General features: G+C 39.7%; 12 protein-coding genes. 7 read left to right on the forward strand and 5 right to left on the reverse strand.

Features of this window, described 5'->3' with window-relative positions:
• Nucleotides 1-7 precede the first annotated feature (7 nt).
• From nuoH to INE92_RS24610, 5 genes are all read right to left on the reverse strand, one after another.
• Nucleotides 8-1,084: an NADH-quinone oxidoreductase subunit NuoH gene (nuoH, locus tag INE92_RS24590; RefSeq protein ID WP_195436640.1), complete on the reverse strand. Its 1,077-nt coding sequence runs from the start codon at nucleotides 1,082-1,084 to the stop codon at nucleotides 8-10.
• Nucleotides 1,085-1,104: 20 nt separating this feature from the next.
• Complete coding sequence (locus tag INE92_RS24595) at nucleotides 1,105-2,697, reverse strand: NADH-quinone oxidoreductase subunit D (protein ID WP_004312112.1); 1,593 nt, start codon at nucleotides 2,695-2,697, stop codon at nucleotides 1,105-1,107.
• 82 nt (nucleotides 2,698-2,779) lie between these two features.
• Nucleotides 2,780-3,382, reverse strand: a complete 603-nt coding sequence (locus tag INE92_RS24600) for an NADH-quinone oxidoreductase subunit B (protein ID WP_004301465.1) — start codon at nucleotides 3,380-3,382, stop codon at nucleotides 2,780-2,782.
• Nucleotides 3,373-3,723 carry an NADH-quinone oxidoreductase subunit A gene (locus INE92_RS24605; protein ID WP_004312114.1) on the reverse strand — a complete coding sequence of 117 codons (351 nt, stop codon included), beginning with the start codon at nucleotides 3,721-3,723 and terminating at the stop codon, nucleotides 3,373-3,375. The genes INE92_RS24600 and INE92_RS24605 overlap by 10 nt, the downstream gene beginning before the upstream one ends.
• 118 nt (nucleotides 3,724-3,841) lie before the next feature.
• Complete coding sequence (locus tag INE92_RS24610; RefSeq protein WP_004312115.1) at nucleotides 3,842-4,219, reverse strand: hypothetical protein; 378 nt, start codon at nucleotides 4,217-4,219, stop codon at nucleotides 3,842-3,844.
• 260 nt (nucleotides 4,220-4,479) lie between these two features.
• Between INE92_RS24610 and INE92_RS24615 the strand changes: the two genes are divergently transcribed.
• The 7 genes from INE92_RS24615 (at nucleotide 4,480) to INE92_RS24645 (ending at nucleotide 16,634) form a co-directional block, all read left to right on the forward strand.
• The gene (locus INE92_RS24615; RefSeq protein ID WP_008020697.1) at nucleotides 4,480-6,084 is read left to right on the forward strand and encodes a DUF6377 domain-containing protein; all 1,605 of its coding nucleotides are present in this window, start codon (nucleotides 4,480-4,482) and stop codon (nucleotides 6,082-6,084) included.
• A gap of 192 nt (nucleotides 6,085-6,276) precedes the next feature.
• On the forward strand, nucleotides 6,277-6,801 hold the full coding sequence (locus INE92_RS24620) for an RNA polymerase sigma-70 factor (RefSeq protein WP_015532359.1): 525 nt from the start codon (nucleotides 6,277-6,279) through the stop codon (nucleotides 6,799-6,801).
• 77 nt (nucleotides 6,802-6,878) lie between these two features.
• Nucleotides 6,879-7,106, forward strand: coding sequence for a hypothetical protein (locus INE92_RS24625; protein ID WP_015532360.1), 228 nt, complete (start codon nucleotides 6,879-6,881; stop codon nucleotides 7,104-7,106).
• Between the two features lie 16 nt (nucleotides 7,107-7,122).
• On the forward strand, nucleotides 7,123-9,690 hold the full coding sequence (locus tag INE92_RS24630; protein ID WP_015532361.1) for a glycoside hydrolase family 38 N-terminal domain-containing protein: 2,568 nt from the start codon (nucleotides 7,123-7,125) through the stop codon (nucleotides 9,688-9,690).
• A 15-nt stretch (nucleotides 9,691-9,705) separates the two neighbouring features.
• On the forward strand, nucleotides 9,706-12,045 hold the full coding sequence (locus tag INE92_RS24635) for a GH92 family glycosyl hydrolase (RefSeq protein WP_178286547.1): 2,340 nt from the start codon (nucleotides 9,706-9,708) through the stop codon (nucleotides 12,043-12,045).
• A 47-nt stretch (nucleotides 12,046-12,092) separates the two neighbouring features.
• Entirely contained in the window at nucleotides 12,093-15,182 is a 3,090-nt protein-coding gene (locus INE92_RS24640; RefSeq protein WP_195436641.1) for a discoidin domain-containing protein, read from the forward strand.
• 45 nt (nucleotides 15,183-15,227) lie between these two features.
• The gene (locus tag INE92_RS24645; RefSeq protein ID WP_195436642.1) at nucleotides 15,228-16,634 is read left to right on the forward strand and encodes an SGNH/GDSL hydrolase family protein; all 1,407 of its coding nucleotides are present in this window, start codon (nucleotides 15,228-15,230) and stop codon (nucleotides 16,632-16,634) included.
• The last annotated feature ends 6 nt before the right edge of the window (nucleotides 16,635-16,640 follow it).

Here is a 16,640-nt window from a genome sequence, read left to right on the forward strand (position 1 = left end):
TCATTTATCAAAAGTGGAAGCCGAAAGCTACGCAGCATGCCATTAATAATAGATTTACCATAGAAATTGGAACCAGGTATTTCCATTCCAGATTCAAGATCTGGTCGATACGCAAGCGTGGGAAAGTCCATTTGATCCACATCAGAAGGAATACCACAAAGAATGCTTTGGCGAAGAACCAGATAAAGCCCGGAATATAATCCATTACAGTGTTAAATCCATCCAAACCAACAATGTGCAGCGGCATCCATCCTCCCAGGAAGATGGTGGCGGCAACACTGGCTACGATAAACAGATTCAAGTATTCTGCCAGATAGAAGAAACCGAAACCCATACCGGAGTATTCAGTATGATATCCGGCTGTCAGCTCACTTTCCGCTTCGGGAAGGTCGAACGGGCCACGGTTACATTCTGCATTTCCGGCAATCAGATAGATGATGAAAGCAATGACCGCAGGAATATGTCCCTTGAAGATGAACCAACCATCAGCTTGTCCTTCTACGATTTCAGAAAATTGCATGGTTCCCGTCAGCACTACCATTGTCATGATACTCATACCAACAGAAAGTTCATAACTGATAATCTGTGCACCGCTTCGCATGGCACCGATCAAAGAGAATTTGTTGTTACTACCCCAACCGGCCAGCAAGATACCGACAACTCCAATGCTGGAAGCTGCCAACAGGAAGAACACGCCCACATTAAAGTCCAGAATCGCCGCACCTTTATTAAAAGGAATACAAGCGAAAGTCAGGAATGAAGCGATAATCACCATGAATGGAGCAAGATTGTAAAGGAAATGGTCGGCATCCTTCGGCATGAAGATTTCTTTGGTCAGCATTTTGAGCACGTCGCAGACCACTTGGATAGAACCCCATTTACCAACACGGTTCGGTCCAAGACGACACTGGAAAAAACCGCAGACCTTACGCTCCATGTAGATCAATATGATAGCCAGGATGGCATACAGTGCTACGAGGCACACGCCGACAGCTACACATTCTATAAAGATGGCTAATCCCTCCGGCATAATGGAGAGCAGTAGCTCATGTATCCAGTTTGTTACTATACTAAAGTCGAACATATATTTTTAATAATTAAGTATTATCTGTCAATATCCGGAACGACATAATCTATTGTTCCGCCAATAGCAATTAAGTCGGCAATCTTTGTGCCCCGACAAATGGTGTCAATTGCAGCAACAAGCGGCAATCCCGTAGCACGGTAGTGCAGGCGGTAAGGCGTTTTGTCACCCTGACTTTCCAGGAAGACACCAAATTCACCACGACTTCCTTCTACTGCTGCATAGTAGCTGCCTTCCGGAACACGGATGATAGGTTTCATCTTCTCCTGATAAGGTCCCTCGGGAATATTGTCTATTAATTGCTCAATGATGTTCAGACTTTCCATGATCTCATCCATACGCACCAGGTAACGGGCAAAGCAGTCACCTTCCGTATAAACGATTTCTTTGAAATCGACTTTGTCATATACACCGTATGGCATTCGTTTACGTACGTCACACGCCCATCCGGATGCACGGCCTGTACCTCCGGTACAACCGAAAGAGATGGCATCTTCACGGCTTAACACACCGACGCCTTTCATACGGCTCTGTGCGATGATGTTACCCGTGAATATATCGTGATATTCGTGGATAATTCCTCTCATATATGGAATGAACTCTTTTACTCGTTTGACGAAGTTAGGATGAAGATCAGCCTGTACACCGCCAATCGTATTGTAGTTCATAATCAGACGTCCGCCACAAGTTTCTTCAAAAATATCGAGAATCTTCTCGCGGTCACGGAATCCATAAAAAAATGCTGTCAACGCTCCTAAGTCCATAGCAAGACAAGAGTAGAACAGCAAGTGAGAATCGATACGTTGCAACTCGTCCATTATGGTACGGATGTACTGTACGCGTTCACTGACCTCAATACCCATGGCTTTTTCAATACACATACACAATGCATGGCGGTTCTGATGCGCGCCCAAATAGTCCAGACGGTCTGTCAAAGCCAATGTTTGAGGGTAAGTGAGGCTTTCATTCATTTTTTCGATTCCCCGATGGATATAACCACAGTTCGCATCAATCTTACGAATGATTTCACCTTCCAGAGAAACACGGAAGCGCATTACACCATGAGTAGCAGGGTGCTGCGGACCGATGTTGACTACATATTCTTCTTCGCCGAACAGTTTCGTTTCTTTGTTCTTGATGGTTCCGTCCGGGTTCAGTTCTATTTCTTGAGTCGTATCAAACGTCTCTTCATTGGTCATGCACAGTGGGTTATCCTTTTCCGGATCGTTATCTTTACGCATTGGATAACCGATCCAATCGTTACGCAGGTAGAGCCGACGCATATCAGGATGACCGACAAAGGTGATGCCATAAAAATCAAAAACTTCACGTTCGTAGAAGTCGGCTATCTTCCAGATGTCGCTGACAGACGGAATTTCCGGTAGCTCGCGGTTGGTTGTCGCTGTTTTTAGTGCTATCCGTTCGCCTGTAATGGTAGATTCCAGATGGTAGACTACGCCTAAACCGCGGAGTTTTTCCGGAGCGTCTTTCTCATCGGCTACTCCCCAGTCCATACCGGTGAGGCTTTCGAGAAAGTCCATCTGTTTTTCATTTCGCAAGCGCAGCATCTCGTCGTGTAACGCTGCAGGAGCTATAAATTGTATTTCTTGCATAAATCAAATTAAATTAAGAATGAAAAATTAAGAATGAAAAATCTGCCGGGATGTTGCATGCGAATTCTTCATTCATCATTCATCATTCTTCATTTTTTAAATAATCCGGTTTCTTCTCTTTTCTGTTTACTCCACCAAAGAACTTTTCTATTTTCACTTTGCGTTGCAATTGCATCATGCCATAATAGAATGCTTCAGGACGTGGCGGGCATCCGGGAATATATACATCTACCGGAAGAATCTTGTCCACCCCGTTCACTACGTGATAGGACTTCTTGAAAGGACCTCCGCTGACAGCGCATCCGCCTACGGCAACCACATACTTCGGATCGGGCATCTGGTCGTAAAGTCGTTTCAGTACCGGAGCCATTTTATTGGTGATTGTTCCGCATACCATAATCATATCAGCCTGACGCGGGCTGGCACGTGCTACCTCAAACCCAAAGCGGGCCATGTCATAACGCGCGGCACCCAGTGCCATAAATTCGATACCACAACAACTGGTTGCAAAGGTAAGCGGCCACAGTGAATTGCTGCGTCCCCAGTTGATAAAGTCGTCAAGTACTCCGAGGGCAACATTGGCTCCTCCTGCATTAAGTTCCTTGACCAACTTTTCCAATGATTCATTGTCGATAAACTCATCATACGGAATAGATTTTATTTTTGGCTTTTTGGTTATTTCCATTCCAAAGCTCCTTTCCTCCAGGCATAAGCAAGACCCAGAACTAAAATGATAAAGAAGAAGAGAACACTAATAAGTCCCTGTGGTCCCATGTCACGCATAACTACCGCCCACGGAAACAGAAAAGCTGTTTCGACATCGAACATAAGGAATAGGATGGCAAACAAGTAGTAGCCTACACGGAACTGCATCCATGATTTACCACGTGTCGGTATACCACATTCATAAGCCTCAAACTTTTGCAGGTTGTATGAACGGGGAGAGATAGCACGCGAGAGGGCTATTACTACACCGACAAAAGCAAGCGCTGTCAGTAAAACAACAACTAAAAATGTAAAATTCATAATTCAATAGCTGTTTAGATTGAATATTATATAGAAATAAGCAATTAGTCTATTCGCCCTATGGAGAATAAAACCAACTGTAATAAATGACGAGCAAAAGAGTCTACTGTACTGTAGGCTAAATGACAATCTTTCTCAACCCATATATATAATAGGAGATAGGATCGTAATAATATGTAGGAGAATGGGATGAGACCGGGTAAGGCGGACTTTGATGTTTGTAATGGTCACAGAAATAAGCGATTAACAAAAACATGCTTTTATCTGTCGGAACATGTGCGACATCTGTATGACTCATGTCACAGGTTTGCGTCGTATAAAGATTATAAAGACGTTCCAAAGCATCCTGAATCGGACGATCTTGTGATACATAGCATTTCTCCTGCCGATAAGTCGGGGAGGAAACTTTGCACATATCTTCCATTGCTCCATTAGTTGCACAATGGATGAGCAAAGCCAACACTAAAAGTAGTCCGAATTTTAAGCTTTGTTTCATCTTTCTCTTTTAACGGCTGCAAATATAGAACTAATATTTATACTTTTTGCAAAGTCCGTATAGCAAAAAAGCTTTTTTTAACTCCATATCTTTTAGATTCATTTTTTAGTCAGCATGGTTTCACAAATATCATTTAGAATGGGGTAATTTCTCCATCTTCATTTGTTAAAAGATGCAATAAAAAGAATGATTTACGCTCTTTTTGGCGAATAACACAAAGAAAATACATTTTTTTGCAGATTAAGAAAGAATACATGATTATGAAACGCACACTTTGGTTTATATTTTTCCTTCTAAACTCCTTGTTTTACCTCTATGCAGATAGTGAGAATGATTCTTTGTTGAAGGTGTTAGACAAAGTGATTTCTGAACGTTTGATATATACCCAGAAAAAAGAAGCTACCATAAAAGAATTAAAGAAAAAGAAAGTTGGCCTTAATTCGTTGGAGGATATATACAATTTAAATAAAGAGATTATCCATCAATATGAGACTTTTGTCTGTGATTCGGCAGAACAATATATTCATGAGAATATTGATATAGCAAAAACGATTGGTAATAAAGAATATCTTTTGGAAGAGCAGCTCCGGTTGGCTTTTGTCTATTCTTTATCCGGTTTGTTTATTCAAGCAAATGATATTTTTAAGTCGATAAAATGTGCGGATTTACCCGATCATTTGAAAGCTTTGTATTGCTGGAATCGTATACGTTATTATGAAAATCTCATTAAATACACGGACGATGTACGGTTTTCAAACGAGTATATATCGGAAAAAGAGGCTTATCGGGATACTGTGATGAGCATCTTATTTGACCAGTCGGATGAATATAGAAAAGAAAAAGCTGTGAAGCTTCAAGATAAGGGAAGTACCAAAGAGGCTCTTCTGATTTTGACAGAGATATATGATAAACAAGAGCCGGCATCTCATGGATATGCTATGATGGCTATGGGGCTTGCCAGGGCTTATCGGTTGATTGGGAATTATGCACTGGAAGAAAAGTTTCTAATGCTGGCTGCTATGACAGATACAAAACTGGCTGTCAAAGAGAATGAGGCATTATTGACATTGGCAGTTAATTTATATCATAAAGGAGATATAGATAGGGCTTATAACTATATTAAAGTAGCGTTGGATGATGCCATCTTTTATAATTCTCGTTTTAAGAATACAGTAATTGCCCGCATCCATCCGATTATTGAAAATACATACTTGATCCGGTTGGAAAAACAAAAGCAGAACCTCCGTTTCTATATATTTCTGACTAGCTTGTTTGTGGTAGCTCTTGCTATCACCCTGTATTTTACATATAAACAAACAAAAATTGTATCCCGGGCTAAACGGCATCTTAAAGCTATGAATGAGGAACTGGTCGGGCTGAATAAGAATCTCGACGAAGCTAATCTGATCAAGGAAAAATATGTGGGGTATTTTATGAATCAATGTGCCGTTTATATTAATAAACTCGATGAGTACAGGAAGAATGTGAACAGGAAAATCAAGACCGGACAGATTGATGATTTATATAAGTCATCCTCCCGACCTTTTGAAAAGGAACTTGAAGAACTTTATCATAACTTTGATAAAGCGTTCCTTAATTTGTATCCTAACTTTGTGGAAAAGTTCAATTCTTTGTTGAAACCGGAGGAGCGTTATAAACTGGAAAAGGACCAACTGAATACAGAATTACGCATATTTGCATTGATACGGTTAGGAATTACCGATGTTGGACAGATTGCTGTATTTTTGCATTATTCTGTGCAGACAATTTATAATTATAAGAGTAAAGTGAAGAGAATGTCCACTCTTGATAGTAATATCTTTGAAGAAGAGGTAAAAAAACTTGGTTCTTTGTCTCAAAAATGATTCTATTCAGTTTACTAAAACTAAAAAATAGTATTATTGTAAACTATTGATTATTAAATGTATATATAATAATTGAACTGTAAAACGTTTACTTTCCTGCCTACTTCCACTAAGAAGTAGGCTTTTTTCATCTCTATATTTGCATCACAAGATTTTTGATAACTGAATACTAATTTAAAGAAACACACAACTATGAGTTTTTCAGAATTGTATCTTATTTATTATCCCAAACTAGTTCGGTTTGCAAAAGAATTTGTGATGTCGGAAGAGGATGCTGAAAACATAACACAAGATGTTTTTGCAGATCTTTGGGAAAAAAGAGAGTCTATGGATCATATTGAGAATATAAATGCTTATCTTTTTAGGCTAGTAAGAAATAGATGTCTGGATTATCTAAAGCATAAAGTGTTCGAACAGAAATACGTTGAGAATGTACAAGCTTCTTTCGAAGTCGAGTTGAATTTGAAAATGCAATCTTTGGATCGCTTTGATGTATTGGATATCTATGAGGGAAATGAAATGGAAAAGCTAGTCCGGGAAGCAATTAATAGTTTGCCTAAAAAGTGTCGTGCTATATTTTTATTGAGTCGTATGGAGGGGCTGAAATACCGGGAAATTTCCGAGCGGTTGGGGATTTCGGTTAATACAGTGGAATGTCAGATGGGAATAGCGCTTAAAAAGTTGCGTGTAATGTTGAATATGCGTTTGGCTGCATAAACGTTTAACTAATTTGTAGATGCTTTTTAGGGGTATTTATTGATATAATCGTCCTTTGATAAAAAAAGGAACGAAGAATGAAGGAGTCTTTAAATAAATATTTTGCTGGTGAACTTACTTCTGATGAGAAGGAAAGCTTTTTGATGGAGGTGGATAAGGATAAAGTTTTGAAAGAGAATTTTGTTGATAATCAAAGTCTTTTGGTAATCATTGACTGGACATTCCCCGGAAATAAAGACAATGAGGAAGTGATACAGCAAAAATTGGATGAATTTATGCGCAAGATGGAACAGCGCGAAAGATAACTAGTTTTGGAATACCATGAATCAATTTTATATCATATTACTAGCAGTTTTCTTTTATAGTAATGTTCGTGCACAACAAGCTTATTTTGTTGATGGGTATCATGGTGGAATATATGGGCATTACCCGGTGAAGTGGAAAACTCAATTTATAGTAGACCAGCTATCTATGCATCCGGATTGGCGGATTTGTTTGGAGATAGAACCGGAAACCTGGGATACTGTTTATGTACAAACTCCTGAAGCTTATCAACAATTTAAAAAGCTCGTGGCAAGTCGGCAAGTAGAATTTACGAATCCTACTTATGCACAACCTTATTGCTATAATATTTCAGGAGAGAGCATCATTCGGCAGTTTCAATATGGTATAACCAAGACCAATGCACATTTTCCGGAAGTTGATTTTGTTACTTATTCTGTAGAAGAGCCTTGTTTTACGAGTTGTTTACCACAGATTCTTAAACAATTCGGTTTTAAATATGCTGTCTTAAAGTGCCCTAATACTTGTTGGGGAGGGTATACTGCTGCGTATGGCGGCGAACTGGTTAATTGGATAGGGACAGACGGGACTTCTATTTTGACGGTTCCTCGTTACGCTTGTGAACGACTGGAAAAGAACTCAACATGGCAGACAACAGCTTGGGGGAATTCAGAAGCATATTTGACGGCTTGTCGTGAAGCGGGGATCAAGCATCCGGTTGGCATGTGTTTTCAGGATGCCGGATGGAAAAACGGTCCGTGGATCGGAAGTGGAAAGAACACAAAAAATAATTCTATATATATAAGATGGAGGGATTATATAGAGAATATCTCCATCGGAAAAACTGATGATGATTGGCATTTCTCACAGGAAGATATACGCGTAAACCTGATGTGGGGTAGCCAAGTATTACAGAAGATAGCGCAGGAAGTTCGTACTTCTGAAAACAGGATTATCATGGCAGAGAAAATGTCTGTTATGGCTCATCTGAAGAATGGGTATACTTGTTTGAAGGCAGATATGGATGAGGCATGGCGTACTTTAATGATGGCACAGCATCATGATTCTTGGATTGTGCCCTATAACGGATTGAATAGACAAGGTACATGGGCTGATCAGATTAAACGATGGACGGATGATACGAATCGAATTTCTGATAGAATCATAGAAGCGTCCATACAAAACTTTGATGATTTGTCAGGCTCGCAGCAAGGTGACATTAACCAGCAATGGGTACGTCTTTTTAACACTTTAGGAGTGGAAAGGAAAGAACCGGTGAGTGTTCTTCTTTCTTTAGAGTCTGAGAATTCAGATTTTGTTATTTGTGATTGGAAAGGTAAAGAGATAGCTTGTTTTGTAGAAAGTGAAGGAGAAAAGAAAAGATTGTTTTTTGAAGCAGAGATTCCTCCCTTCGGATACTCCACGTATTGTATAAAAAAGAAAGAAGTAGGTAAAAAGATCGTTGCAGGAAGCGAAAAGGTTTCAGAAAGTAAGAAGGTTAATGAGCAGGAATACGTGATTGAGAATGACATGTATAAGGTTGTTTTTGACTTATCGAAGGGAGGAGTTATCAAAAGCCTGATTGCTAAAAAAGAGGGGAATAAAGAATTTGCACGTAAAACAGGTGAGTATTTTTTAGGAGAGTTGAGAGGTTTCTTTTATGAAGAGGGTAAGTTCCGTTCCTCAACAGAAGCTCCAGCCAGATTGACTATATTGAGGGATAACATATATGAGAAAAAAGTAAAGATAGAGGGAGAGATTGCTTCTCACCCATTTACACAGTTAATAACCCTTTCAAAGGGGGTGAAACGGATTGATTTTGAATTGACGGTTGATTGGAAGAAGAATGTAGGTATTGGTGAGTATAAAGAAAATCATTGGAGTGGTAATCGCAGAGCTTTTTGTGATGATCGTTTTAAATTGAATGTATTGTTTCCGGCCGATCTTCGTTCTCCTCGTATTTATAAGAATGCACCATTCGATGTGTGTGAAAGTACACTCGATAATACTTTTTTCAATTCTTGGGATCAAATCAAACATAATATTATACTCAATTGGGTCGATTTAGCTGAACAGAAAGGCGATTATGCATTGGCTTTATTTTCTGATCATACAACTTCTTATTCCTATGGAGAAGACTTTCCGCTCGGGCTGACAGCTCAATATTCGGGTGGGGGACTTTGGGGACCTGATTATAAAATTACCGGTCCTTTAAAAATGAAATATGCGATTATGCCTCATCGGGGTAAATGGGATAAGGCATCAGTAGCAAACAGCAGTGATTGTTGGAATGAACCTTTATTATCTTCTTGTTATTCGGTGGCAAAACCGGAATCAAAGTCGTTTATTAATTTACAAAATACCGGTTATCAGGTAAGTGCTGTTTATCTGGAAAATGGAAAGATCGTATTACGCCTGTTTAATTCGGAAGGGAACGAGAAATTACAGAAGGTTACTTTTGACATGCCATTGTCCGGTGTGGAAGAGGTGGATTTAAATGGAAAATGTGTCGAAAAAAAGAATATAAAAACATGTGCGGGAAAATCGGATATGATGATCTCGATGCCTCGTTTCGGTGTTAGAACTTTCGTTCTGAGTTTGATTTAAATTTATTATATTGTTATGTATAAAGCGACTGCTAATCTTTTATTTGTTTGCTTTTTATGCTGGATGACGGGATGTTCGTCCACCAGTACAGTATCGGAAGATTTGATCCCGACTGATTATGTAAATCCGTTTATTGGCGCCAGTACCAGTGTAGGGGCTGCGGGTGTATATCATGGATTAGGTAAAACTTTTCCGGGAGCTACCACTCCTTATGGTATGGTACAAGTTAGTCCAAATACCATCACAGGAGGAGATAATGGTTCTGGATATAGTGATGAACATAATACGATTGAAGGCTTTGCCTTTACACAGATGAGTGGTGTGGGCTGGTTCGGCGATTTAGGAAATTTCTTGGTAATGCCTACAACAGGTGAATTATATAAAGTAGCAGGGAAAGAAAATAATGATAGTATAAAGGGATATCGTTCAGTTTATAACAAAGTGACTGAGACAGCCAAGGCAGGATATTATTCGGTTGAGTTGACTGATTACCGTATAAAAGTGGAAAGTAGCGCAACGCCGCATTGTGGAATTTTACGTTTTACTTATCCTTCTAATAAGCGGTCTCGTATTCAGATTGATTTAGCGCGTAGAGTGGGAGGAACATCTACTTCCCAATATATTAAGGTTGTAGATGAACATACCATTCAAGGTTGGATGAAGTGTACACCTGATGGTGGTGGATGGGGGAATGGTGAAGGAAAAGCCGATTATACTGTCTATTATTATGCTCAATTCAGTAAACCTTTGGCAGATTATGGTTTCTGGAGTGCGGATATTCCTGAAAGTTGGGTTCGGAAACGTGATGAAGTGGTTAGTATTCCTTATTTGACTCGTGTTTCACAAGCTCCGGTCATCAAAGATAAGAAAGAATTGGAAGGTAAGCATTTGGGCTTTTTTACAGAGTTTCCTACAAAAGAAGGGGAGACTGTAGAGATGAAAGTGGGTATCTCTTTCGTTGATATGGAAGGAGCTGCTAATAATTTCAAACAGGAAATAGCTTCTAAAGATTTAGAGCAGGTAAAGAAGGAAGCTACGGATTTGTGGAATAAAGAACTTAGTCGTATTCGGATATCTGGTGGTACGGAAGATGAAAAAACTATTTTTTATACTGCTATGTATCATACAATGATTGATCCTCGTATTTATACTGATGTGGATGGTCGTTATGTAGGAGGTGATTATAAAATACATACAACGGACAGTGCTTTTACAAAGCGTACTATTTTTAGTGGATGGGATGTATTTCGCAGCCAGTTTCCTTTGCAGACTATAATTAACCCATGTCTGGTGAGCGATGAATTGAATTCATTGATTTCAATGGCAGAGCAGAGCGGACGTGAATATTACGAACGTTGGGAATTTCTAAATTCCTATTCCGGTTGTATGTTGGGAAATCCCGCCTTGTCTGTTTTGGCGGATGCTTATGTAAAGGGAATTCGTACGTATGATGCAGAGAAAGCTTATCGGTATGCCGTTAATACTTCACGGCATTTTGGTAATGATTCATTAGGTTATATACCGGAACCATTAAGTATTTCGACAACTTTGGAATATGCTTACACAGACTGGTGTGTATCTCAAATGGCACAGGCCATGGGAAAAGGCGAGGATGCTAGACTTTTTTACGAAAAAGGCCAGGCATATCATCATATTTTTGATCAAGAGAAAGGTTGGTTCCGTCCTCGTAAAGCAGATGGCTCATGGGTAGCATGGCCAGAGAATGCACGTCTTAAAGAATGGTATGGCTGTATAGAAGCAAATTCTTATCAACAAGGTTGGTTCGTGCCTCATGATGTTTCGGGAATGGTGGAATTGATGGGCGGTAAAGAGAAAGTAATTGAAGATCTGATTTATTTTTTCAGTAAGACTCCTTCCAATATGTTGTGGAATGAATACTACAATCATGCTAACGAACCGGTGCATTTTGCTCCTTTCCTCTTTAATCAGCTTGCTGTACCTTGGCATACCCAGAAGTGGACACGTTATATTTGTGAAAAAGCGTATGCTAATAAAGTAGAAGGTATTGTTGGTAATGAAGACGTCGGTCAAATGTCGGCATGGTATGTGTTGGCTGCTTCCGGTATTCATCCTTCTTGTCCGGGTAATACACGTATGGAGATTACAAGTCCGGTATTTGATAAAATAGAGTTCAGTCTTGATCCCAATTATTATACCGGGAAGAAATTCACGGTGATAGCTCATAATAATAGTATAAATAACGTCTATATACAAAAGGCTTTGTTGAACGGTCGGGAATACAATAAATGTTATCTTGACTTTGCGGACATTGCAGCTGGAGGTACATTAGAACTGTTTATGGGCGATAAACCGAATGTTGAGTGGGGAGTCTGATTAATAATATCTTTTTTAACTAATTGTTACTTTAAAGTTTTGATAGTATGATAAATAGACTTGGACTTTTCATTGTATTGGTCATATTTGTTCTTATTCAGACAGGCTGCGCCGAGCAGAGTACTAGAATGTCTTTGAATAGCTCTAATCCTCGGGTTATCTGGGAAGTGAAACCCCAGGCAGATTTAGAGAACATAACCGGAGAGCAGATTTCTACTCCGGAATTTAAAATGTCCGATTATGTAAAAGGGGTTGTACCCGGAACTGTTTTTACTGCTTATGTTGAAGCAGGAATCGTTCCTGATCCTAATTATGCCGATAATATTTATAAAGTAGACGAAACGTTTTATAACCGTCCTTTCTGGTATCGTACGGAATTCGAACTCCCGTCTTCTTATTCGGAGGGGAAGCGGGTATGGCTTCACTTCGACAATACGAACCGCTTTGCCGATTTCTATTTTAATGGCGAGAAGATATCAGGAACAAAAACATCTACTAAAGATGTAAGCGGTCACATGTTACGTTCGAAGTTTGATGTGACCAATCTGGTAAAGAAGTCTGGTAAGAATGTGATAGCTGTTCTGATTACCGATGCCGATCAGAAAAAGACGCGTAAGGCTAAAGACCCGTATGGAGTTGCATGTAGCCCCAGTTATCTGGCTGGTGCCGGTTGGGACTGGATGCCATACGTACCGGGACGTCTGGCTGGTATCACAGGCAATGCTTATCTTGTGGTAACGGGAGATGTAGTGATGGAAGATCCTTGGGTGCGTTCAGAGTTACCGACCTTGCAGAAAGCAGAGCTTTCTGTCTCAACAGATATTAGAAATGCTTCTTCTTCCCCAAAAGAAGTCGTTGTATCCGGAGTGATTCAGCCGGGGAATATTTCTTTCTCTAAAGACATTCGGGTAGAAGGAGGAACAACAGCCAGACTATCTATTAACAAAGATGACGTAGCTCAATTGGTTGTTGACCATCCGAAACTTTGGTGGCCGAATGGTTATGGTGATCCCAATCTCTATACTTGTAAGCTGACTTGTTCTGTAGATGGAAAAGTGTCGGATGTAAAAGAAATGACATTCGGTATCAAGAAGTATGAGTATAAAATGGTCGATAATGTAGTGGGATATCCTGTTCTTACATTCTTTATCAACGGACAGAAGATCTATCTGAAAGGTGGAAACTGGGGAATGAGCGAATATCTGCTTCGCTGCCAGGGTAAAGAGTATGAAACGAAAATCAGACTTCATAAGGAAATGAACTACAATATGATCCGTCTATGGACCGGTTGTGTTACTGATGATGAGTTTTATGATTATTGTGATAAATATGGGATTATGGTATGGAATGATTTTTGGTTATATGTAGCATACAATGACGTGGCGCAACCGGAAGCATTTAAAGCGAATGCCCTTGATAAAGTCAGACGTCTTAGAAACCATCCTTCTATTGCTATTTGGTGTGGAGCAAATGAAACGTATCCGGCACCTGATTTGGATAATTACCTGCGTGAAATGATTGCGAAGGAGGACAATAATGACCGTATGTATAAGTCTTGCTCCAATCAGGATGGATTGTCCGGAAGTGGTTGGTGGGGAAATCAACCTCCAAGACACCATTTTGAAACTTCAGGCAGTAATCTGGCATTTAATACACCGGCTTATCCATACGGTATTGATCACGGTTACGGTATGCGTACAGAAATAGGAACGGCCACTTTCCCCACATTTGAAAGCATCAAAGAGTTTATCCCGCAAAAAGACTGGTGGCCTCTACCTACTGATGAGCAGTTGAAGAATGATGATGACAATGTATGGAACAAACATTTCTTCGGTAAGGAAGCGTCTAATGCCAACCCGGTTAATTATAAGAATTCAGTAAACACACAGTACGGAGAATCATCCGGACTGGAAGAATTCTGCGAGAAAGCGCAAATGCTGAATCTTGAAGTGATGAAAGGTATGTATGAGGCTTGGAACGATAAGATGTGGAATGATGCAGCCGGACTTCTGATCTGGATGAGCCATCCGGCTTATCCCTCGTTTGTATGGCAGACTTATGACTATTATTATGATCCTACAGGTGCTTATTGGGGAGCAAAAAAGGCTTGTGAACCTTTACATATCCAATGGAATGCTTCCAATAACAATATAAAAGTAATAAATACTACAGCAGAGGACTTGAAAGGTGCAATAGCTAAAGCTACAATTTATGACCTGAATGGAAAAGAAGTGCCTGTATACGGACAGACAAAACAGGTCGATGTGGCAGCCAGCAACATTGCAGAAGCATTTTCTTTGAACTTTAATCCTTTCAATCTGGCTTATGGAAAGAAGGCTGTAGCTTCTTCTTCAGCAGGTGCCTCTAAAAGTGCTTCAATGGTTACTGACGGAGGAGCGGGAAGTCGTTGGGAAAGTGCATACAGTGATCCTCAATGGATATACATTGATCTTGGTAAAAAAGAAAAGATAGAAAAGGTTATTTTGAAATGGGAGGCAGCTTGTGCTAAGAAATACGAACTGCAAGTATCGAATGATGCGCAAGAATGGAAAACCGTTTATGCCAACAAAGATGGAAGAGGTGGTACTGAACAGATTGAATTGGAACCAGTTACAGCACGTTATGTGAAACTGGCAGGCATCAGCCGTGCCACACAGTTTGGATATTCATTGTTCGAATTCGAAATCTACGGTGAGAAACCAAAAGAGATAAAAGAACTGACTCCGCTTCATTTTATCAAGTTGGAACTGACAGATGTCAAAGGTAATCTAATCTCTGAAAACTTCTATTGGCGGAATGGTGTGAATGATCTTGATTATACATTGCTGAATACACTCCCAGAGGCCGATTTGTCTTGCCGATTGGTGGATAAATCGATGTCTGACGGAAAGATGAAGATCGCTGTAAAGAACAATTCCGGGACTGTGGCTTTTGCTAATCGGGTGAGGCTTGTTAATAAGGCTACGCAGAAAAGAATACTTCCAATTATTATGTCCGATAATTATGTGACGTTGATGCCGGGCGAAGAAAAGGTTATCACTATGGAGGCAACTCCCGAACTGTTGAAAGGAGGCGTAAGTATATTGGTGAAACAGTATGGGAAAGCAGAGAAGAATAAGCTGGATATAGCAGATTGATTGTTGTACGGTTATCTTTATGGTTTGATTAAAAGAATAAAGAAAATGGCTAATAGACTAAAAATGAGGATACTTTTGTTGTTATCTTTAGTTTATATAAATTGCGATTACTTACAGGCACAAACAACAATACCCCGGTTTGAAGAAGGGGAACGTGTCGTATTTGTAGGAAACAGCATTACTCACGGCGGACATTATCATTCATTTATCTGGTTGTATTACATGACTCGTTTCCCGGATAAACCGATTACTATCATGAATGCCGGAATTGGTGGAGAGAGTGCGTGGGATATGAAGGATCGTTTGGACTATGATGTTTTCAACAGGAAACCAACTTATGTGACTCTAACTTTCGGTATGAATGATACCGGTTATGATATTTACATGAAAGACGATGCAAAAGAACTGTCGGAACAACGGATTGCAAAGTCATTGGAAAGCTATCGGGAAATAGAAGAACGCTTACTGGCTAAAAATAAAATAAAGAAAGTTTTGATTGGTGGTTCTCCTTATGATGAGACTTCCCGGTTTAATAATTTTATATTGCATAATAAGAATAACGCCATTTTAAAAATCATAGATGCCCAACGTACATCGACTAAAAAGAATGGCTGGGGTTTTGTTGATTTTAACCAACCGATGCGTGAGATAAGCAGAAAGGAGCAGGAGGCAGATTCTACATTTACATTCTGCAGGATAGATAGAATTCATCCGGATAATGACGGACAGATGGTCATGGCCTATTTGTTTCTGAAAGCACAGGGATTGGCTGGGGATGAAGTGTCATCAGTATCTATTGATGCATATCATTCATCCGTAATAACCCATAAGAACTGTAAGATTTCAAAACTAAAAAAGAGCGGAGCTGATCTGACTTTTGATTATCTGGCGTATGCTCTTCCTTATCCGCTGGATTCTATTTCTAGAAGTGGCTGGGGAAATAAAAGGTCACAACGCGATGCAATGCAGTTGGTTCCATTTATGGAAGAGTTTAATCAGGAACGTTTTCAGGTAACAAACTTAGAGAAAGGAATGTATCGGTTAACTATAGACAATCAGTTTATTGACAATCTCTCATCCGAAAAGTTGGCGAATGGAGTGAATTTGGCAGATTACCCGAATACTCCCCAATATCAACAAGCTGCGAAAATCATGTATCTGAATGAAGAACGGTTTGAAGTGGAGAAACGCTTCAGAGAATACTTGTGGACCGAATATTCATTCTTGAAAAAGGAAGGATTACTGTTTGCAGATGATCAAAAGGCTATCGATAAACTGAAGGAATATTTACCTAAAGATGGTTTCCTTAGGATGAGCTACGACTGGTATATAAAAGCGATGAATCCCGAAATACGGGAGGTTTGGAGCAATTATATGAAGACTATTGTTGAAACAATTTATAAAATCAATAAACCTGTCACTCATAAAGTGAGGCTGACAAGAATTGAGTAATAATAG

This window comes from Bacteroides xylanisolvens (assembly GCF_018289135.1).
Lineage (GTDB): Bacteria > Bacteroidota > Bacteroidia > Bacteroidales > Bacteroidaceae > Bacteroides > Bacteroides xylanisolvens.

What these genes read in the sequence shown, in the direction of transcription:
- INE92_RS24595 (WP_004312112.1), bottom strand. Translation starts at nt 2,697, where the DNA reads ATGCAAGAAATACAATTTATAGCTCCTGCAGCGTTACACGACGAGATG.
- INE92_RS24625 (WP_015532360.1), top strand. Translation starts at nt 6,879, where the DNA reads ATGAAGGAGTCTTTAAATAAATATTTTGCTGGTGAACTTACTTCTGAT.
- INE92_RS24620 (WP_015532359.1), top strand. Translation starts at nt 6,277, where the DNA reads ATGAGTTTTTCAGAATTGTATCTTATTTATTATCCCAAACTAGTTCGG.
- INE92_RS24635 (WP_178286547.1), top strand. Translation starts at nt 9,706, where the DNA reads ATGTATAAAGCGACTGCTAATCTTTTATTTGTTTGCTTTTTATGCTGG.
- INE92_RS24630 (WP_015532361.1), top strand. Translation starts at nt 7,123, where the DNA reads ATGAATCAATTTTATATCATATTACTAGCAGTTTTCTTTTATAGTAAT.
- INE92_RS24605 (WP_004312114.1), bottom strand. Translation starts at nt 3,723, where the DNA reads ATGAATTTTACATTTTTAGTTGTTGTTTTACTGACAGCGCTTGCTTTT.
- INE92_RS24640 (WP_195436641.1), top strand. Translation starts at nt 12,093, where the DNA reads ATGATAAATAGACTTGGACTTTTCATTGTATTGGTCATATTTGTTCTT.
- INE92_RS24615 (WP_008020697.1), top strand. Translation starts at nt 4,480, where the DNA reads ATGAAACGCACACTTTGGTTTATATTTTTCCTTCTAAACTCCTTGTTT.
- INE92_RS24645 (WP_195436642.1), top strand. Translation starts at nt 15,228, where the DNA reads ATGGCTAATAGACTAAAAATGAGGATACTTTTGTTGTTATCTTTAGTT.
- INE92_RS24600 (WP_004301465.1), bottom strand. Translation starts at nt 3,382, where the DNA reads ATGGAAATAACCAAAAAGCCAAAAATAAAATCTATTCCGTATGATGAG.
- INE92_RS24610 (WP_004312115.1), bottom strand. Translation starts at nt 4,219, where the DNA reads ATGAAACAAAGCTTAAAATTCGGACTACTTTTAGTGTTGGCTTTGCTC.
- nuoH (WP_195436640.1), bottom strand. Translation starts at nt 1,084, where the DNA reads ATGTTCGACTTTAGTATAGTAACAAACTGGATACATGAGCTACTGCTC.